The sequence below is a fragment of the Pedobacter sp. MC2016-14 genome, assembly GCF_020991475.1.
Lineage (GTDB): Bacteria > Bacteroidota > Bacteroidia > Sphingobacteriales > Sphingobacteriaceae > Pedobacter.
The window spans coordinates 873,320-891,783 of the sequence record NZ_JAJMPA010000001.1 but is presented as its reverse complement, the minus strand read 5'-3'; the positions used below and the strand labels follow the sequence as shown (position 1 = coordinate 891,783).

Sequence of the window (18,464 nt, the reverse complement as noted above, 5' to 3'; positions counted from 1 at the left end):
ACGAAGATGAATATTAAAAAATTAATCATAAACGGCCTAACTGTAGCTGCCGTTGCACTGGTACTACCAGCATGCAAAAAATCATTCACAGATTTAACCCCAAAAGGAATTGTTCCGGTAACCAGTTATTACAACACTGAAATTGACATCAGAACAGCGTTAAACGGAACCTACAGTAGCTTAAGGCCAACCTACAATGAGTTTTACGGCTTTGGTGAAGTCCCTTCAGACAATACACAATCTTTTAGCGAGAGTGAGGTGAACTATGGAGAGATGGACAAACTAAACTGGAATTCGACATCAACGAAGATACAGGATGCATGGAGCAGGTATTATGCCACTATAGCCTATGCCAATATTGTTTTGGGACATGTAAATACACCGCCTATGACACAAGCTGCCCGCAACAGTTATACTGGACAGGCTAAGTTTTTGCGCGCCTTGTCTTATTTTAATCTGGTGCGGATGTTTGGTGGTGTACCGCTTATACTTACTGAATTGACTTCTGAAGAGCAAGCCTATACCTACCTTAGAACGCCTGCTGCCGATGTATATGCACAAATAGAAAAAGACCTTACAGAAGCCGCTTTGGTTTTACCTCCATCTTACACCGGAAACGATATTGGGCGGGCAACCAGCATTGCCGCCAATGCACTATTGGGCAAAGTGTACATGTATGAAAATAAACTTGGCCTGGCCGAAAGCACACTGGCAGCGGTAGCTTCTACAGCTGGTACCCTATTGCCTTACGACCAAGCCTTTGGACAAGGAAAAGACAATAACCGTGAAATAATCTTTTCTGTACAGTACTTAGGGGGTGGTTTTGGTGAAGGAAATACTTTTGCCAGTGGTTTTGTACCGCAAACTTCGGGCACAACAATCATCAATGTAAGCGGTGGCAGTAACAACATTGGCACACCAGATTTATATAATGCTTTTGAAGCAGGAGATTTGCGCTTAAATACTGCCATTGGCGTATTTACCTCTGGTACGTTTACTTATTACTACGCTAAAAAGTTTACCTATGCTACTGTTGCGGCAGGCAATGAAGGAGATAACGACTGGCCGGTACTGCGTTATGGAGATGTACTGTTGATGTATGCAGAGGTATTGAACGAAAATGGCAAAACGACTGAGGCACTTACGCAGTTGAATTTAGTGCGTGCGCGTGCTGGTTTACTTCCTAGACTTGGGCTGCTACAAGGGCCTGCCCGTACCGCAATCCGAAACGAAAGACGTGTTGAACTCTGCTTTGAAGGCGAGAGATGGTTTGATTTGATAAGATGGGGTACTTTTGTGCAGGTAATGACGGCCTATAGAAATACGTATACGCCACCAAGCGGCAGTATTGCCAATGTAGTTTCTACAATGGCCTTGTATCCAATTCCAAGAAGGGAGCTGACCTTAAATACTAGATTAACACCAAATCCAGGATATTAATTACGATTTAACCTATCCTGTTACATTACAAATTAACAGGATAGGTTTTTATATTTCTTACACCCCAATTTGGTGACCAAATAATCTATTTTGCATGAAACTTAATTTTAAATATTTGTTGGTCATCCTGCTTGCATTGGGCTATGAGACGCTGTATGGTCAACAATATGATTGGGAAAACCCGGCGGTTACACAAATTAATACCCAAGCTCCGCACAGCACACTATTGCCATTTAGCTCTGCAGAAACAGCACTGTCTTTTAATAAAAATGCCTCTCAACTGTTTCAGTCCTTAAATGGAACCTGGAAATTTAAATGGTGTAAAACACCGCTTTTGGTTCCTGCAGGCTTTTCTGACAACAATTTTAACACAAAGGACTGGGATCATATTTATGTTCCGGGAAACTGGCAGATGGATGGACGTTATGACCGGCCAATTTTCACCAATATCCAATATCCTTTTCCTGCAACGCCTCCCCTGGTGCCAAAAATAGACACCAATGCCACTGGTTTATACAAAACAACATTCCATATTGCCGAAGGCTGGAAAGGTAAGCAGGTCTTTCTGCATTTTGCCGCTGCGCAATCTGCCTTGTATGTATGGATAAACGGCAAAAAATTAGGCTACCATGAAGATGGAATGACGCCTGCCGAATTTAACATTACGCCGTATTTGCAAAAGGGAGAAAACACACTCGCTGCCGAAGTAATTAACTGGAGCGACGGAAGTTACCTTGAAGATCAGGATTTCTGGCGCCTTAGTGGAATATTCCGCGATGTATATTTGTTTGCTACGCCCAATGTACACATCAGGGATTACCATATAAAATCTGATTTAGACGCAGTTTACAAAGATGCTGCGCTTGACCTGAACATAAACCTGCACAACTATGGACGTAAAACAAGTGGTCCCTTTAAGCTGAAGGTAAGCCTGCAGGATGCAGACAAGAAAATCATTTACTCAAAAACACAAAATACCGCTTCAATTTCCCCTACCGGAGAGCTAAAAATAAATTTCAGGGAAAAAATCTTTGATCCGGCCAAATGGACAGCAGAAACCCCAAATCTCTATACTATAGTTCTGGAGCTATTGAGTTCTGAAGGGGAAGTAATGGAAGCCATTGCGGCTAAAATAGGCTTCCGGAAAGTGGAAATTACGAATGGCTTGTTACTCGTAAACGGCAAAGCCATAAAGATTAAAGGGGTAAACCGGCACGAATTCGACATGTACACTGGCAGGCACATTAGCAGGGCATCCATGATTAGGGATATTGAGCTGATGAAACAGCATAACATTAACGCGGTGCGCACCTGTCATTACCCAAATGCCACAGAATGGTATGAGTTGTGCGACCAATATGGTCTATATGTAATGGATGAGGCCAATGTAGAAAGTCATGGCTTGTGGACACGGGCCAAAATTTACCTGGCAGAAAAGCCGGAATGGCAAAAAGCATTTGTTGAGCGTGGAACGGCAATGGTGCAAAGGGATAAGAACCACCCCTGCATCATCTTTTGGTCTATGGGGAACGAATCTGGCTGGGGGCCTAATTTTGACAGCATGTATGCCGCAATTAAACAAATTGACAACACCCGCCCTATACATTATGAAAGCAGAACGCCAAATGTGAGGATGCTGAACCGTTACGATATCATTTCGATGATGTATCCGGATACCACCGAAATTATAAAATTTATGCGGCAGGATACCACCAGACCGGTGATTATTTGTGAATATGCACATTCCATGGGTAACGGATTAGGCGATTTTAGGCACTATTGGGATTTGTTTTACAAACACCCTCGCCTTCAAGGTGGATTTACCTGGGATTGGGCGGATCAAGCCATAAGGAGTAAAGACAAAAATGGCCGGGAATACTGGAATATTATCAACCATATAGACAGTGCTAACGTAAATGATGGACTGGTAAACCCAGACCGCAGGCCTCAACCTGAAATTAATGAAGCCAAAAAGGTGTTTCAGGAAATAAACGTGAAAGCGGTGGACTTTGGCCGCGGCACAGTTAGCATCAACAACGGTTTTTACTTTAGAAACTTGAGTGATGTAACTTTATACTGGTCGCTTTTGGAAGACGGGCTGCCGATACAAAATGGCCAGATAGATCAATTGAACATCAATCCTCAGGAATCTGCTGAGCTGATTATACCCTATAACCTTGCATTGACAAAAAGCGGCAAAGAATACCATTTAAGATTCTGCTTCCGCCTTAAGGAAGCAACATTATGGGCAGCGAAGAACTTTGAAATTGCATCTGAGCAACTGAACCTGCCCATCGCGGTAAAAATAACTCCAAATACAGCAACTAACCCGGCTGTAACTTTACAAGAGAATGCAGCTTCCATCTCCATCCTTGGGAAGGATTTTAGTGTGGGCTTCGACAAAACAGCAGGCACATTAACCTCATTCAAACATGAGGACCAGGAATTGCTTGCGGGTAAGTTAAGCCCTGAATTTTGGCGTGTCCCTACGGATAATGACGAGGGGGGAAAGCATAAAAGCTATGCACAACGCTGGCGCAATGCTGGTTTAGATTCCATAATGGTAATCCCAGGTGAAATAAAAACACAACGCATTAGCAAGGATGCTATAGCGGTACATATCAAAAGTTCTATACCGCTAAAACAGGGCCATATTGATTACAAAGTTACCTACACCATTTATGGCAATGGGGAAGTAAAAGTGGACAATCAATTTAACATTAATGCACAAACACCTCCGCTGGCAAGGGCAGGCGTACAATTTGCAGTACCTTCTTCTTATACCAACCTTAAATGGTTTGGTAATGGCCCATTTGAAAGTTATGCCGACCGTAAAGAGTCTGCTTTTCCGGGTGTGTATGAGGGCCTGGTGGCCGATCAACATTTTCCTTTTGTGATGCCACAAGAAACCGGAAATAAAACGGATGTACGCTGGATGAAGATCTCCAACAACAATGGGATGGAACTAGTGGTAACAGGCCTGCCGCTGCTAAATATAAATGTGCAGGACTATGCACAGCAAGCCTTAAATAGGGCTAAAACTTCACATTTTTTATACCGGGGAGATAAAACCTATATCCACATAGACGCCATGCAAATGGGACTTGGAGGAGACGACAGCTGGACGCCACGTGTGCATAAGGAATATGTGTTAAATGCTTCACAATACAATTTCTCGTTCATGTTGAAGGCTGTTGCGCAAACTGCATTGCCAACAACAAAGCAGGACGAACCTGGAACCAAATAATAATCACAATTGAACAATAAACTATATAAGGATGAAAAACAGCTTACATAAACGCTTCATGCTGGCTTTATTTTCTGCTGCTACCCAAAGGATTTTCCTGTTTTTTTTGATTTGTTTAACAAGCCCGGTATTTGTACCGGGTCTTGTTTCTTTAAAGGCGCAGGATGTAGTGGGCTATGTACAGCCACTGGCAGGTACTGCTGCAAGCACAACGGCCGCCTCTCTAAAACATGGTGACGGAACGGAGCTAAACGCCAACACCATTCCTGCTGTGGGCTTACCTTTTGGGATGACACAGTTTACACCACAAACCCGGCAGTCGGAAACGAAATGCCAGCCCCCCTATTTTTATAAGGATAATGTGCTTACTGGCTTTAGGGCCACGCATTGGTTAAGTGGCTCCTGTACGCAGGATTATGGAAGTTTTACCATTATGCCTATGATGGGCAAATTGAAAACTACACCTGCGGGCTACGGCACTCCGTTTTCGCATCAGCAGGAAACCACTGCGCCCAATTATTACAAGGTTACACTGCCGGCTTATGAGCTGGATGCAGAATTTACCGCCACGCTACGCTCCGGAATGATGCAGTTTACAGCACAGCGCAGTGACAGTTTGTATGTGCTGATTATGCCCAACAGCGACCAGAATAAAGGGTATATACAGGTGGATACAAAAACCGGAGAAGTATGGGGATATAACCCTGCGCACCGCATCTATCAGGGCTGGGGTAAACCTGCAGGCTTTAGTGGTTATTTTTACCTCAAGTTTGAACAGCAGGCGGCTACAGGCGGCACCTTTAGCGAAGACAAGGTTTTTGGGGCAAGCCTGATTGAAAACAGAAAAGACATTGGTGCTTACCTTGGCTTTAAGCTAAACAAAGGGGCTGTGGTCTGCATTAGGATTGGCACCTCGTTTAGTAGCCTTGAAGGCGCCAAAAGGAACCTGGAAGCTGAAATAAAGGACTGGGATTTTGCTGCATTAACCGCCAGGAACAAACAGGTATGGCAAAAAGCATTGAGCCAGGTAAAAGTAGAAACCGACGTTGTAAAAGACAAACGGATTTTTTACACGGCCCTGTACCATACTATGCAGCATCCGCGCTTATTTAATGATGCGGATGGCACCTATCCCCGGTTTTCAGGAAATTATCAGCTGAAAAAGCTGGCCAAAGGCAATTATTACGATGATTTTTCCATGTGGGACATTTACAGGGCACAACTCCCTTTATTTGAGCTCTTGCGTCCTGGTTTAATCAGCGATGCGGTGCAATCTATGGTCATTAAAGGAGAACAAGGAGGATGGCTGCCAATTTTTCCCTGCTGGAACAGCTATACTGCTGCTATGGTGGGCGATCACGGCACCTCGTTTATTGCCTCGGCCTATACCAAGGGTATCCGTGGTTACGACATCAATTCGGCCTATCAGCTGATGCGCCAAAATGCCTTTGATATGCCGGGCAAAGAAGATTATGTTAACGGGAAGGGAAGAAGGGCGCTGGACAGCTATTTAAAATATGGCTACATCCCCATGGAAGACAGCGTTCCTGAAGCCTTCCATAAAAAAGAGCAGGTAAGCAGAACACTTGAATATGCGTATAACGACTACGCCCTTGCCGTGGTTGCCAAAGGGCTTGGCAAGACCGCTGATTATGAAACTTTATGGAAACGGGGCCAGAATTACAGAAATGTATTTGACCCTGCCGTAAACATGATGCGCGGACGTTATATAGATAAAACCTGGTATGCGCCATTTAGAGGCCATACAAAGGAGCCTTACATCACGGAAGGCACTCCACAGCAATACACCTTTTACGTGCCACAGGACGTGCAGGGACTGGCTAATTTAATGGGTGGAAGAAAGGCATTGGAAGCTGCCCTGGATACCTTGTTTAATGGCGGAGAATACTGGCACGGAAATGAACCCGGCCACCAAATTCCATTTATGTACAATTATACCGCAGCAGCCTGGAAAACCCAGCTTAGGGTAAAAGAGATCCTGGCCGATGAGTATAGCGACGGCCCCGGTGGTTTAAGCGGTAATGACGATGCAGGGCAAATGTCGGCCTGGTATGTATTTGCCGCGATGGGTTTTTATCCGCTGGATCCGGTATCTAACAATTATATCCTTACCGCACCCTTATTTAAAAGCACCACCATTGCTTTACCGGGAGCCAAAACATTGAAGCTGCTAACCCGTAAAAAAAGTAAAAGCTCAGGTTATATTTATGCTGTAAAATGGAATGGTAAAGTATACGAGAAAAACTACCTTACTTACGAAAAACTGATGAAGGGCGGCAGGATAGAAATCTTTTTACAAGATGAGCCAAACCTGAATTGGGGCGCAAGACCTGATGATCAGCCGGAAGAAATAAAGCCTTAAACAGAGAAAGGCCGCATCATTTTTATTTGATACGGCCTTTTCTACTTTTAAAGAATAAAGTTATTTGTCAATTGAACCCATTACCTTTTGTGCAAACGCATTCAGGGCATCTTTTTCTAATGCACCGGCATTTACATTGGCATGAACTTCAAGTGCGCCGCAGATGTTAGTGATCAATTCTCCTACTACATCCACCTCTTCTTCATGTACTCCCCTGAACTCGCAAAACGCTTCTAAAACGCCCAACGTTGTTTCCAGGTCTTCTGGAGTATTGTTTTGAAACAGCTGTCTGATAACCGGGATCTTCATTATTTTATTTTATCAAATAATTCACTTAACACTTCTGCCTTATTGGTTTGAACCTGGTCTACCAGTGCGCCGCCTTCAAAGGCAGCAAAGGTTGGCAGGTTATCTACATTTGCCAGTTTTCGCGAATCCGGAAGTTTCTCAGCATCCACGATTACGAAAACAACATCTTCATTTTCTGCAGCCAGTTTCTTAAACTTTGGCTTCATAATTCTACAGTTTCCACACCATGAAGCGGCGTATTGAACCATTACTTTGTTGTGATCAGCAACGTATTGATGAAGATTATCTTCTGTTAATTCTAAAAACATAACGTAAGTTTAAATTAGTTTGAACTTAGGTATTCAGCAACACCAGTTCTGTTGGCGTTCATTGCTTCTTTACCTTCTTCCCAGTTTGCAGGGCATACTTCACCATGAGTTTGAACATGTGTGTAAGCATCAATAAGGCGTAAATATTCTTTTACATTTCTACCCAATGGCATATCGTTTACACTTTCGTGGAACACTTTTCCGGTTTCGTCAACCAAATAAGTAGCCCTGAAAGAAACATTTGAACCAGAGAATGACTCGTTTCCTTCTTCATCATATTCAACTTCCTGATCAAGAATACCCAAAAGGCCAGATAAATGTCTGTGTGTATCTGCCAGAATTGGATAGGTTACGCCTTCAATACCACCATTGTCTTTTGGCGTGTTTAACCATGCAAAATGAACTTCGTTGGTATCGCAAGATGCACCGATAACAATGGTATTTCTTTTTTCAAATTCAGGTAACGCTGCCTGGAAAGCATGTAATTCCGTAGGGCAAACAAAAGTGAAATCTTTAGGGTACCAGAATAACAATACTTTGCTGTTTTTGTTAACTGCCTCTTCAAAAATGTTAATTTTCAAATCATCACCCATTTCAGACATCGCATCGATGTTAACGCTAGGAAACTTTCTACCTACTATAGCCATAATTATATGTTTTTAAATTTTTTCTAAGGCAAAGATACGGCTATAAGAAATGATTACCAACGTCCGAAAGCGTAATCTGAATACTTAATATTGATGCCCTTATAGACAAATACTATATACTCATGGGTCTCATGTAGATTTTAACTATCCTATACGAACAGAGGTCATGGTTAAAGAACCGCCTACCGCTTTGTCACTGAAGATACTAACCTCTTCCTTCGCATTTTGTAAGCCTAAGGTATACAACAAAGGTAAATAATGTTCTGGCGTTGGAATGGCCAGCGCGGCGGCTTTACCCAGGCCTTCCCATCCAATTAAAGCCTGGTGCTGGTGGTTTAGGATAGAATTTTTAAACTGCTCATTGATGTCCAGCGCCCAATCATAGCCCCCACCATTAATCATCTCCCAGTTTAGCATCCTCAGGTTATGCACCATATTTCCACTGCCTAAAATCAACACCCCTTTTTTACGCAGGGCATACAGTTCTTTGGCCAGCTCATAATGTGCCTGGGACGATTTGGTGTAGTCCATGCTGAGCTGTAAAACCGGAACATTTGCATCAGGGAACATGTGTTTTAACACCGTCCATGCACCATGGTCAAGGCCCCAGTCGTGATCTAAAGCCACTGCTGCGCTCTTGATCAGTTCAGCGGTTTCCGTAGCCAGTTCCGGATTACCCGGAGCGGGATATTGCGCATCAAATAAAGCCTGTGGGAAGCCTCCGAAATCATGAATAGTGGGTGGAAAATCCATTGCCGTAACCCTGGTGCCCCTGGTAAACCAGTGGGCAGAAACCACAATTACAGCTTTTGGAACAGGTACAGTACGACCAATTTCGGCCCAATTGCGGCTAAATTCATTGTCTTCTATACCATTCATAGGCGAGCCGTGACCAATAAAAAACACCGGCATCAATACGCCCTCATCAGAAAGGGTTGCCGTTAAATTTTTAATCTCCGATAAGTTTGCCATCATCTGTATTATTAAAAAAGGGTTGCACAAGCTTTAAACACTCATACAACCCCTTAATGCTGTTTAAAACCCTGTTCTTATTTAGCCTGGGTAAATTCCAGGTTTAAGGTAATTTTAACTTCTTTTGCAACACCCATTCCAGTTGGATCGTATTTGATGTTATAATCTAACCTATTGATGGTTGTTGTGGCATTAAAACCTGCTTTTGTATTAGACTGTTGGTCTTTAGCTGTTCCACCAAATACAACTGCAAATTTTACATCTTTAGTTACATCACGAATGGTCAGTTTCCCAGACAGCTCATAAGTGTTTCCTTTCAGTTTTTTGAAAGAAGAACCTACAAAAGTCATTGTTGGATATTTTTCTGCATTGAAAAAATCATCAGACTTCAAGTGATTGTTACGCATATCCACATCAGTGTTGATGCTGTTTACATCTACCGTAAAGTTAATTTTAGCGTCTGTTAAATCTGTTTTAGCCGCATCAATGGTACCTTCAAATTTCTTGAACGATCCATTTACGAATGAAATGCCCATGTGTTTAACTTCAAAGTTAACGAATGAATGCATTGGATCTACAGACCACTTTGTTTGTGCGAATGATGCTGCGCTGATAGACAAGGCAACAAAAAATAAAAATATCTTTTTCATCTTCATATGTTTTATACAGCAAATTTACTGATGAATAAATTCCCCCATCTTGATCTATGATAGGAAATTCTTATTTCCCGGCTATTGTGCTTTTAACGGTACCACAATCGTACATCATGCTGCCATAATATGGGTTCTGAATGTCTTTAACCTCATTTAACCAGCTAAATTTGCCCATTGGACAATATTGAAGATAAGCAACATTAAGGTTTAAAGCGAGTTGCTGCGTTACCTTGATAAACGACTGGCTTATGCCCTCAAAGCTTTTACGCTGACTTTTCAAATCGCTGCTCTTTGCCAAATCTGCTGATTGCGCAAGAATAACCGCCGATTCTTCCATCCAAAGCTGGTGTTGCGCATCATCTTTAAAGCCTTTATGAGGCACCTCTTTAACCGCTTGCTGAAGCGCTATTGCAGCTTGCTGTGCAAGCTCTGCCTTATCTGTTGCCAGCGCATTCTTTAATACATAATATTTTTTAAGGCTATTGTTAAACGCTACAGAAACCTTATCCTGAGCGGTGGCTTTTTGAAAAAAAAGACCTAAAAATAATAGGGAACATACAATAAGCTTATTCATGATTGTAAATTATAAAATGTTAAAAAAGTTAAATTCTGCACGGATCAGGTACATGTTTTTGTTGTACCTGCCCGGCATATTTCCTGCCAGCTGAAAGCGATAACCCAAATCAATCCGGGTCCGGCTGTTGATGATTACCTGTGCTGCCGGGGCCAAGTCTACATACGACCGCCCATTTTCTGGATTTGTTTTACCCAACACCTCGAAATAAAGGTTAAGGTTTGGCTGATTGTAGTTCTTGTATACAAAAGGCAATAACAAATACCCGGAAGACAGACCGTAGCCCAGCATTTGATCTGGTTGCGGCATGCCGGGCATATCAATAGCCTTTACATCAAAGGCCTTGGTATAACTTAACGTTCCGGAAAGGGCCAGTTTATGCAGAAGCTGGGTAACAACGATGCCCGCCTGAGCGCCACTGTTGTCGCCCTCCAGGTTAATATCTTCGGTATGCACGGTCCTTTTACTGGTACTTGCCCTGGCAAAAGCAGCGGCCCTAAGGTGTTTATGGTTCCCGTCTTTGGAATAGAAACGATACTTGCCATATAAACTTCCGCCTTCCAGTCTGTACGTATCGTCCATATTGGAAAAGAAGCCCTGTGCATGAAGCATCAGGTTTTTATTGAAGCCTACCATAACTTCAGGAATGGTCCTGTTCATGCCGTTAGGATTGAAAATGCCTTCATTGGTCATGCGTATCCCAACTGACTTGGCCGGCATATTACTGGCAGGTTCTGAAAACACATAAAGTTCTTGCGCCACAAGCTGTCCTGCCCCTAAAAAAAGGAGCAGGATTAATAAGCTGATCTTCTTCATGCTTAAATGCTCAGTTGATAAACATTCATGTTTTTGGCATTCACCAGCGTAGCTTTAACCGGGCCGTCCAGGACCTTACTTTTACCATTGGTAAACTGGTATGTAAAACCACTAACGGTGGCCTTTCCTTCTGCATCCAGTGTAGTTTGTTTAAAGTTAAGGACGGCAGAAAGTGTACCTACAGAAAAACCGGCATCCTCTACTTTTTTCTTAAGCAGCTCCGGGTTAACATCTCCCTTTTTAAACTTCAGAATGAACAGGTTTTTATTGAGATCAGGTGTTACATCTTCAACAAAATCCAGTGAACGCAAGGCTGTTTCGGTGGCGCGGGAGCACATAGAACAAGTTAAGCCATCAACCTGCAGTTCAGCAGTAGAAATTTGCTGTGCAGAAGCACTAGCACTAAAAAATAATAGGGTAATAAACAGAATGTTTTTAATCGTTTTCATGATTGAAATTTTAGGTGGATAAATTTTAAATACAGTAAACCCTCAGGACTGAAGCCCTGACGGTAGCAAATAAAACATTCCTGGTTTAATTTCTGAAAACGCAGTTGTATAAGTGAAGGGAAATCCGGGCAGACAAGGGCGGGGCCTTATTTTCCATCCTGCCAAAGAAATGGGGCAACATTTTCTGGGCAACCTCTGCCAGAATAGGGCTTAAAAACAATTTAACACTGAAATCTTTTGGCAAATTTACCTTGAAGCCAGATTCGTGGCTATCTGTAACTTTTGCACTCACATCCGTGTTTTTGCAGCAGCCGCTGTTTTTGCCCATTTTAGTATCCGTTTTACAAATTTTGCACTTGGCTGTTTCTGTAAAATGGATGGACGCTAATTTTCCTCCGCAAAAGTGCAGGCTTAATGCAACGCCAATTACGCTTACCAGGTAAAAGGCGCACAATCCAAGTGCTATTTTTTGACGAAGTTTCATTGATACAAATGTAGTTATAAAATTTTATTAAATCCAAACATGCGCCTAAGGGGTGGCATGATGGGCGATTTTGTATTTTTTTACAAATAGAATTCAGCTAACTTAGCGCAAAAAAAGCAATGAAAATCATCTCTTACAATGTAAACGGCATCCGCTCTGCATCAACCAAAAACCTCTTCGGCTGGCTGCAAAGTACCGACCCAGACATGGTATGTATGCAGGAAGTAAAAGCGCTTCCTTCGCAAATTCCCGATGTACTTAACCTGATTGAACAGCTGGGATATCACCATTATTGGTTCCCGGCCGAAAAAAAGGGATATAGCGGTGTAGCTATATTAACCAAATTAAAGCCCAATCATGTGGAATATGGGTGTGGAGAAGAATGGATAGACAAAGAAGGAAGGATTTTAAGGGCTGATTTTGACAATTTCTCACTGATGAGTGTATATCTTCCATCTGGATCGTCAGGAGAGGAAAGACAGGCTAAAAAGTATGAATTTATGTGTTTTTTTGAAGGCTATATCCAGGAACTCCGCAAGGAAATACCAAACCTGATCATTTCTGGCGATTATAATATTTGCCATACTGCCATTGACATTCATAATCCAAAATCCAACGCCAACTCATCTGGCTTCCTGCCAGAAGAACGTGAATGGATGCAATTGTTCTTGAACAGCGGATTTATAGATACCTTCAGGCATTTTAACAAAGACCCGCACCATTATACCTGGTGGAGCTTTAGAGCGGGATCAAGAGGTAAAAACCTGGGTTGGCGCATCGATTACCACTTGGCTACCTTGCCGATGCTTGACAAATTGAAAAACGTAACCATTTTACCCGATGCCATTCATTCAGATCATTGTCCGGTATTGTTGGAACTGAATGCATAAATCTTTTGTGGCGTAATACACAGATCTAGCCTTACATCGTATTCATCTACATTGCTGATCTGATTTTGCGCCTCAAAAAAATTTAAACCTACCTTTTTTGCGTCCAATCCCTGTAAAAAGCGGTCGTAAAACCCTTTACCATAACCTACTCTGTATCCATGGAGATCAAATGCGAGCATAGGAACCAACACCATGTCGATTTTACCAATATGAACATCGACCGGAAAGGGCTCTGGAATACCATATTCGTTCTTTTTTAAATCTTCTTTTGAAGTAAAAGCATGATGGGTCATCAGTGAGTTGCCAAAATTGGCTCGCGGAATAATAATTTTTATGTGAGGATGGTTTTCTTTGAGCCAATCTACGATTAAAAAGGTATCCGGTTCATTTTTTTCCAGGATTGGAAGAAATAGGTGAATAACGTTAACCGCAGAAAAATCAAGCGTTGCAAACTGGTTTCGAATTTGGATGCTCAAGGTCTCTACCTGCTCTGGGGTAAGTTTTTTACGCTCCAGAATAGCTGCTTTTCTGATTTCTGCTTTATTCATCAAAACAAAGATAAAAAAAGATGGCTTCGGGAACCACTCCGAAGCCACAATCAACCTAAACCTAAAACTAAACTATGAAATTTTTATTTTATTCTTTCTACATAGTCGCCTGTACGTGTATCAACCTTAACCCTATCGCCCTGGTTGATAAACATAGGGACTTTAATTTCTACTCCGGTCTCTAAAGTTGCATATTTCAATGCATTTGTAGAGGTGTCGCCTTTAACAGCAGGCTCAGAGTACGTAATTTCTAATTCGACATGAGAAGGTGTTTGGGCCATAATCGGCTCGTCACTTTCAAATGCTATAATTACATTCATTCCTTCTTTTAAGAACCTTAAACTTTTACCAAACAATAGTTTTGGTATGTTAAATTGCTCAAATGAAGCATTATCCATCACTACCAGCGCATCTCCATCTTCATAAAGATATTGGTAATCATTTGTTTCAACACGGCAAATCTCTACCTCTTCATCTACACGAAATCTGTATTCTACCAATTTACCGGTTTTTACATTTCGCATTCTGGCCTGGTAAAAAGCCCTCAAATTTCCAGGGGTGCGGTGCAGGAACTCTTCTACCTGTACCAGTTCTCCGTTAAACCGGAGCACGTTACCACTTTTTATATCTGATGCCTTTGCCATTTTATTTAAAATTTGGGTGGAATGTTTTACCCTCTTTTCGTGCCGCAAAGGTAAAAACATTTTACATACTACGCAATAGATATTTTAAAAAATTTTTACACAGGGCCTCAAGGGGCATTTTAAGGCGATTTTGGCCAAAATTTAACAAATATTTAACTTATTTGTAATCCAGAATGTTAACAATTTCGTTGCAAAAAGCGTACTCGGCTTCCTGATTTGAGCCTACAATTACAATTTTGTTTGCCGTAAAATTTTGAATTAACTCATGATACCAGGCCATTCCCTGTACATCCAGATTGGAAGCGGGTTCATCCAAAAGCAGGATCTGGCTGTCGGTACAACAGGCAAGCGCCAGTTTAACACGCTGTTTCATCCCGGACGAGAAATACTTTAAGGCTTTGTCTTGCGACTTTGCCAGTCCGAGTAATGCGGGAAGACTTTTTTCGTCTATCCCCTTGTGGTAGTTTTTAAATTTAAAATGAAAGCTGATGATTTCCTGAAGGGTAAAATCTTCAATCAAATCGAGATAAGGAGCAGCAAAACTGATGCTTTTATAAATCTGTTCTGCAGCGATTTGCTGCTCCTTATTTATGTTATGGTAGGTAACTTTACCTTCGGATGGGGATAAATTGCCAAGAATCAAACTCAGCAAAGTAGATTTCCCCGAACCATTAGGACCTAAAATGGCATATTTTTGTCCGGAAAGAAACTGATAGCTTAAATTGCGGAATATCCATTCCTGGTTAAACCGCCTTCCTGCACCATCTAAGTCAATCCGCATATTTGTTTAGCTTCCAGAACCGAAGCCCTTCATCACACCACGGTTAGAATTTCTGATAAAGTCAACAATCTCATCACGGATTTCCGTTGGGGCAAATTCTGCTTCAATCATATCCAATGCTTTGGTTACGTTATTGTGCTTCACAAACAACACCCTGTAGATTTCCTGAATTTCGTTGATTTTCTCGGATGTAAAGCCTCTTCTGCGCAAACCTACAGAATTGATGCCCGCGTAAGAAAGCGGCTCTCTGGCGGCCTTTACGTAAGGCGGAACGTCTTTCCGTACGAGTGAACCACCAGTTACAAAAGCATGAGAACCTACTTTGACAAATTGGTGAATAGCCACAAGCCCCGCAAGCACCACATAATTACCAATGGTGATGTGGCCCGCAAGTGTAGTGCTGTTAGAAAAAATACAGTAATCGCCTACTTCACAATCGTGTGCAATGTGAGAATAAGCCTGAATTAGACAATTGCTTCCAATTACTGTTTTCCATTTATCTTTTGTACCTCTGTTGATGGTTACGCACTCCCTGATGGTGGTGTTATCACCAATTTCGGCGGTAGTTACCTCTCCGGCAAACTTTAAGTCTTGCGGAATACCAGAAATAACAGAACCTGGGAAAACCCTGCAGTTCTTTCCAATTCTTGCACCATCCATGATCACAACATTGGAGCCGATCCAGGTACCTTCACCTATTTCAACATCTTTATGTATCACCGCAAAAGGCTCAATAACAACATTATCGGCTATCTTTGCCTGAGGATGTATATATGCTAGAGGTTGTATCATACTGTGGTTTCGTTTTCTTTTACTTTACTAATCTGAGCCATCATTTCGGCTTCAACAACAATTTTCTCTCCCACCATGCCTACACCTTTCATTTGTGCGATGCCTCTGCGGATTGGCTCCATCAAATCGCATCTGAACACAATGGTATCACCAGGCAATACCTGCGCCCTGAACCGCACTTTATCTATTTTAAGAAAGTAAGTGAGGTAATTTCTTGGGTCAGGAACAGTGCTTAGCACCAAAATGCCGCCCGTTTGTGCCATGGCCTCAATTTGAATTACGCCAGGAAGGACTGGTGCGCCAGGAAAATGTCCTTTAAAAAATTCTTCGTTCATCGTTACGTTCTTTACGCCCACAACATGGGTTTTAGAAAGTTCAAGAATTTTATCGATGAATAAAAATGGCTGTCTGTGGGGCAAAATGTCCATAATCTGGACAATATCGTACAGCGGCTTAGCTGCTGGATCATATACTGGCTGCACTTTCTTATTCTTTTCTTTTTTAATTGCTGCTTTAATCTTCTTCGCAAAAGCAACGTTTGCTGCATGTCCAGGTCTGGCGGCCATGATATGCCCTTTTAGGTGCATCCCAACCAAGGCCAAATCACCAATCATATCCAGCAATTTATGCCTTGCCGGTTCATTTTGGTACCTGAGCTCCATATTGTTTAGGATCCCCTGAGGAGCAACGTCAATGGCATTTCTTTTAAAGATCTTAGCCAGGTGGTCCAGTTCCTCTCTCGTTACCTCTTTATCTACAATAACAATGGCATTGTTTAAATCACCTCCTTTAATCAGGTTATTTTGCAATTGATACTCCAGTTCATGAAGGAAACAGAAGGTACGGCAAGATGCAATCTCTTTTTTAAATTCAGCAATACTGGAAATTCCGGCATGCTGACTTCCTAAAACAGGAGAATTATAGTCAATCATACAGGTAAACCTGTAGTCATCTAAAGGCATGGCTACAATTTCTACTTTTCTGTCTGACTCGGTATAGGTAATGTTATGTGGAATCTGAAAATATTCCCTGTCTATAGATTGTTGTACAACACCAACGCCCTCCAGCGCTTCCAGAAATTGAATAGCACTTCCATCCATAATCGGCGTTTCAGGGCCATCCAGTTTTAGCAACACGTTATCCAGGTCCATCCCAACCAAAGAAGCCATCACATGCTCTACAGTACTTACACTAGCCCCATTTTGAGTAATGGTGGTTCCTCTGGCAGTATCTGTTACATTGTCGCAATCTGCTTCAACAATCGGCTGTCCGGGTAAATCTGTTCTTTGAAACTTAAAGCCATGATTTTCTGGTGCGGGGCAAAAGGTTAAGGTAACGTTTGCACCGGTATGTAAGCCTACACCCTGCACTGAAACCTCAGATTTTATGGTCTTTTGTTTAACGTTCATTCTTGTTTAAAATAGAGATATTATTATTTTCAATTATTTCGGACAGCTTTGAAATCGTTGCTTCAAGTTTAGCAATCCTCTTTTCTACGCCGGGTAACTGTTTAAAGATCACATTTGCACGCATCCAGTCCCTCAATGGCTGAGCCGGCGTTCCATGCCACTGCTTATTCTCGTCTGTGGTATTAAAATTAATTCCTGCCTGGGCACCAATTTGTGTACCCTTAGCCAAAGAAAGGTGACCCGCAATACCAACCTGGCCACCAATTACCGAGTTTCCACCAAGTTTGGTACTTCCGGAAATTCCTGTTTGAGCTGCCACAACAGTATGCTCACCCACCTCAACATTATGTGCAATTTGAATTAAATTGTCAAGCTTAACACCTTTACGGATAAAGGTAGAGCCCATCGTTGCCCTGTCTATAGAGGCATTAGATCCAATTTCAACGTCATCTTCAATGACTACATTACCAATCTGTGCGATCTTTGAATACGTACCATCTTTTTGCGGGGCGAAACCAAAACCATCACTACCAATTACGGTATTAGAATGGATAATGATTCTATCTCCTAAAATTGTCCGGGATTGTATTTTAACGCCTGGATAGAGCAAACAATTCTTTCCAATTACTGCATTTTTGCCTACATATACTTGCGGGTGGATCTTGCTGCCGTCACCTATAACTGCATTTTCAGCAATGTAACTGAAAGCCCCTATAAATACGTTTTTACCAACTTTGGCAGAAGGATGAACAAAGCTGCCCGGGTCTATTCCCGTTTGCCCATTTTCCTGGTTCAATACCTCGTTGTATTTTTCCAGCAGTACAGAAAAGGCGCTGTAAGGATCTGCAACCTTAATTAAGGTACAGGTATATGGTTGTGTAGGTTTAAAATCAGCGCCTACGATTACTACTGATGCCTGTGTAGAGTACAGGAAATTTTCGTATTTCGGATTAGACAAAAAACATAACGAACCAGATTTCCCATCTTCTATTTTAGAGAGCTCTGCTACCTGAACGTTTTCGTCACCTTCTATCGTGCCGCTTAAAAGTTCGCCTATCTGCTTGGCAGTAAATTGCATCTTACAAAGTTATATGTTAAATTGATATGAACAAATAAAC

At 42.0% G+C, this 18,464-nt stretch carries 19 protein-coding genes; 4 read left to right on the top strand and 15 right to left on the bottom strand.

The annotated features are described in order from the left end of the window. The first annotated feature begins 6 nt into the window (after positions 1 to 6). The 3 genes from LPB86_RS03750 (at position 7) to LPB86_RS03740 (ending at position 7,070) form a co-directional block, all read left to right on the top strand. Positions 7 to 1,440 carry a RagB/SusD family nutrient uptake outer membrane protein gene (locus tag LPB86_RS03750; protein ID WP_230641203.1) on the top strand — a complete coding sequence of 478 codons (1,434 nt, stop codon included), beginning with the start codon at positions 7 to 9 and terminating at the stop codon, positions 1,438 to 1,440. A 94-nt stretch (positions 1,441 to 1,534) separates the two neighbouring features. After that, the gene (locus LPB86_RS03745) at positions 1,535 to 4,687 is read left to right on the top strand and encodes a glycoside hydrolase family 2 TIM barrel-domain containing protein (protein WP_230641202.1); all 3,153 of its coding nucleotides are present in this window, start codon (positions 1,535 to 1,537) and stop codon (positions 4,685 to 4,687) included. Between the two features lie 31 nt (positions 4,688 to 4,718). Beyond that, positions 4,719 to 7,070 carry a GH92 family glycosyl hydrolase gene (locus LPB86_RS03740; RefSeq protein WP_230641201.1) on the top strand — a complete coding sequence of 784 codons (2,352 nt, stop codon included), beginning with the start codon at positions 4,719 to 4,721 and terminating at the stop codon, positions 7,068 to 7,070. Positions 7,071 to 7,130: 60 nt separating this feature from the next. On the opposite strand, the gene LPB86_RS03735 is transcribed toward LPB86_RS03740, so the two are convergent. The 9 genes from LPB86_RS03735 to LPB86_RS03695 form a co-directional block, all read right to left on the bottom strand. Then, positions 7,131 to 7,379, bottom strand: a complete 249-nt coding sequence (locus tag LPB86_RS03735; RefSeq protein ID WP_230641200.1) for a hypothetical protein — start codon at positions 7,377 to 7,379, stop codon at positions 7,131 to 7,133. After that, positions 7,379 to 7,687: a co-chaperone YbbN gene (locus LPB86_RS03730; protein WP_230641199.1), complete on the bottom strand. Its 309-nt coding sequence runs from the start codon at positions 7,685 to 7,687 to the stop codon at positions 7,379 to 7,381. Before LPB86_RS03730 ends, LPB86_RS03735 begins: the two co-directional genes overlap by 1 nt. Before the next feature lie 14 nt (positions 7,688 to 7,701). Continuing rightward, positions 7,702 to 8,334, bottom strand: coding sequence for a peroxiredoxin (locus LPB86_RS03725; protein WP_230641198.1), 633 nt, complete (start codon positions 8,332 to 8,334; stop codon positions 7,702 to 7,704). 144 nt (positions 8,335 to 8,478) lie between these two features. Beyond that, positions 8,479 to 9,309 (bottom strand): 4,5-DOPA dioxygenase extradiol, encoded by an 831-nt coding sequence (gene ygiD / locus LPB86_RS03720; RefSeq protein ID WP_370632795.1) that lies wholly within the window; start codon positions 9,307 to 9,309, stop codon positions 8,479 to 8,481. 74 nt (positions 9,310 to 9,383) lie between these two features. Next, the gene (locus tag LPB86_RS03715) at positions 9,384 to 9,956 is read right to left on the bottom strand and encodes a YceI family protein (protein WP_230641197.1); all 573 of its coding nucleotides are present in this window, start codon (positions 9,954 to 9,956) and stop codon (positions 9,384 to 9,386) included. 70 nt (positions 9,957 to 10,026) lie between these two features. Further along, on the bottom strand, positions 10,027 to 10,533 hold the full coding sequence (locus tag LPB86_RS03710; protein WP_230641196.1) for a DUF3347 domain-containing protein: 507 nt from the start codon (positions 10,531 to 10,533) through the stop codon (positions 10,027 to 10,029). A 9-nt stretch (positions 10,534 to 10,542) separates the two neighbouring features. Beyond that, a complete protein-coding gene (locus tag LPB86_RS03705; protein ID WP_230641195.1) occupies positions 10,543 to 11,349 on the bottom strand; it encodes a hypothetical protein in 807 nt (268 codons plus the stop codon). A 2-nt stretch (positions 11,350 to 11,351) separates the two neighbouring features. Continuing rightward, positions 11,352 to 11,798 carry a heavy-metal-associated domain-containing protein gene (locus LPB86_RS03700; protein WP_230641194.1) on the bottom strand — a complete coding sequence of 149 codons (447 nt, stop codon included), beginning with the start codon at positions 11,796 to 11,798 and terminating at the stop codon, positions 11,352 to 11,354. Between the two features lie 85 nt (positions 11,799 to 11,883). After that, positions 11,884 to 12,282, bottom strand: coding sequence for a hypothetical protein (locus LPB86_RS03695; RefSeq protein WP_230641193.1), 399 nt, complete (start codon positions 12,280 to 12,282; stop codon positions 11,884 to 11,886). A 119-nt stretch (positions 12,283 to 12,401) separates the two neighbouring features. Here LPB86_RS03695 and LPB86_RS03690 point away from each other — a divergent pair, with 119 nt between their 5' ends. Then, positions 12,402 to 13,172, top strand: coding sequence for an exodeoxyribonuclease III (locus LPB86_RS03690; protein WP_230641192.1), 771 nt, complete (start codon positions 12,402 to 12,404; stop codon positions 13,170 to 13,172). Here LPB86_RS03690 and LPB86_RS03685 read toward each other — a convergent pair. The 6 genes from LPB86_RS03685 to lpxD form a co-directional block, all read right to left on the bottom strand. Further along, positions 13,139 to 13,720, bottom strand: coding sequence for a 5-formyltetrahydrofolate cyclo-ligase (locus tag LPB86_RS03685; RefSeq protein WP_230641191.1), 582 nt, complete (start codon positions 13,718 to 13,720; stop codon positions 13,139 to 13,141). The two genes, LPB86_RS03690 and LPB86_RS03685, sit on opposite strands and share 34 nt — an antisense overlap. Before the next feature lie 83 nt (positions 13,721 to 13,803). Continuing rightward, positions 13,804 to 14,364, bottom strand: coding sequence for an elongation factor P (gene efp, locus LPB86_RS03680; RefSeq protein ID WP_230641190.1), 561 nt, complete (start codon positions 14,362 to 14,364; stop codon positions 13,804 to 13,806). A 157-nt stretch (positions 14,365 to 14,521) separates the two neighbouring features. Further along, positions 14,522 to 15,145 carry an ATP-binding cassette domain-containing protein gene (locus LPB86_RS03675; RefSeq protein ID WP_230641189.1) on the bottom strand — a complete coding sequence of 208 codons (624 nt, stop codon included), beginning with the start codon at positions 15,143 to 15,145 and terminating at the stop codon, positions 14,522 to 14,524. 6 nt (positions 15,146 to 15,151) lie between these two features. Next, positions 15,152 to 15,937: an acyl-ACP--UDP-N-acetylglucosamine O-acyltransferase gene (gene lpxA / locus LPB86_RS03670; protein ID WP_230641188.1), complete on the bottom strand. Its 786-nt coding sequence runs from the start codon at positions 15,935 to 15,937 to the stop codon at positions 15,152 to 15,154. Continuing rightward, on the bottom strand, positions 15,934 to 17,346 hold the full coding sequence (locus tag LPB86_RS03665; RefSeq protein ID WP_230641187.1) for a bifunctional UDP-3-O-[3-hydroxymyristoyl] N-acetylglucosamine deacetylase/3-hydroxyacyl-ACP dehydratase: 1,413 nt from the start codon (positions 17,344 to 17,346) through the stop codon (positions 15,934 to 15,936). Before LPB86_RS03665 ends, lpxA begins: the two co-directional genes overlap by 4 nt. Further along, entirely contained in the window at positions 17,336 to 18,424 is a 1,089-nt protein-coding gene (gene lpxD / locus LPB86_RS03660; RefSeq protein ID WP_230641186.1) for a UDP-3-O-(3-hydroxymyristoyl)glucosamine N-acyltransferase, read from the bottom strand. The genes LPB86_RS03665 and lpxD overlap by 11 nt, the downstream gene beginning before the upstream one ends. Between the last annotated feature and the right edge of the window lie 40 nt (positions 18,425 to 18,464).

Bases quoted from the DNA above. Each gene is read 5' to 3' on its own strand.
- LPB86_RS03715 (WP_230641197.1), bottom strand. From the start codon at position 9,956: ATGAAAAAGATATTTTTATTTTTTGTTGCCTTGTCTATCAGCGCAGCA.
- LPB86_RS03675 (WP_230641189.1), bottom strand. From the start codon at position 15,145: ATGCGGATTGACTTAGATGGTGCAGGAAGGCGGTTTAACCAGGAATGG.
- lpxA (WP_230641188.1), bottom strand. From the start codon at position 15,937: ATGATACAACCTCTAGCATATATACATCCTCAGGCAAAGATAGCCGAT.
- LPB86_RS03745 (WP_230641202.1), top strand. From the start codon at position 1,535: ATGAAACTTAATTTTAAATATTTGTTGGTCATCCTGCTTGCATTGGGC.
- LPB86_RS03750 (WP_230641203.1), top strand. From the start codon at position 7: ATGAATATTAAAAAATTAATCATAAACGGCCTAACTGTAGCTGCCGTT.
- LPB86_RS03695 (WP_230641193.1), bottom strand. From the start codon at position 12,282: ATGAAACTTCGTCAAAAAATAGCACTTGGATTGTGCGCCTTTTACCTG.
- LPB86_RS03665 (WP_230641187.1), bottom strand. From the start codon at position 17,346: ATGAACGTTAAACAAAAGACCATAAAATCTGAGGTTTCAGTGCAGGGT.
- LPB86_RS03710 (WP_230641196.1), bottom strand. From the start codon at position 10,533: ATGAATAAGCTTATTGTATGTTCCCTATTATTTTTAGGTCTTTTTTTT.
- LPB86_RS03730 (WP_230641199.1), bottom strand. From the start codon at position 7,687: ATGTTTTTAGAATTAACAGAAGATAATCTTCATCAATACGTTGCTGAT.
- LPB86_RS03740 (WP_230641201.1), top strand. From the start codon at position 4,719: ATGAAAAACAGCTTACATAAACGCTTCATGCTGGCTTTATTTTCTGCT.
- LPB86_RS03690 (WP_230641192.1), top strand. From the start codon at position 12,402: ATGAAAATCATCTCTTACAATGTAAACGGCATCCGCTCTGCATCAACC.
- efp (WP_230641190.1), bottom strand. From the start codon at position 14,364: ATGGCAAAGGCATCAGATATAAAAAGTGGTAACGTGCTCCGGTTTAAC.
- LPB86_RS03700 (WP_230641194.1), bottom strand. From the start codon at position 11,798: ATGAAAACGATTAAAAACATTCTGTTTATTACCCTATTATTTTTTAGT.
- lpxD (WP_230641186.1), bottom strand. From the start codon at position 18,424: ATGCAATTTACTGCCAAGCAGATAGGCGAACTTTTAAGCGGCACGATA.
- LPB86_RS03735 (WP_230641200.1), bottom strand. From the start codon at position 7,379: ATGAAGATCCCGGTTATCAGACAGCTGTTTCAAAACAATACTCCAGAA.
- LPB86_RS03705 (WP_230641195.1), bottom strand. From the start codon at position 11,349: ATGAAGAAGATCAGCTTATTAATCCTGCTCCTTTTTTTAGGGGCAGGA.
- LPB86_RS03685 (WP_230641191.1), bottom strand. From the start codon at position 13,720: ATGAATAAAGCAGAAATCAGAAAAGCAGCTATTCTGGAGCGTAAAAAA.
- LPB86_RS03725 (WP_230641198.1), bottom strand. From the start codon at position 8,334: ATGGCTATAGTAGGTAGAAAGTTTCCTAGCGTTAACATCGATGCGATG.
- ygiD (WP_370632795.1), bottom strand. From the start codon at position 9,309: ATGATGGCAAACTTATCGGAGATTAAAAATTTAACGGCAACCCTTTCT.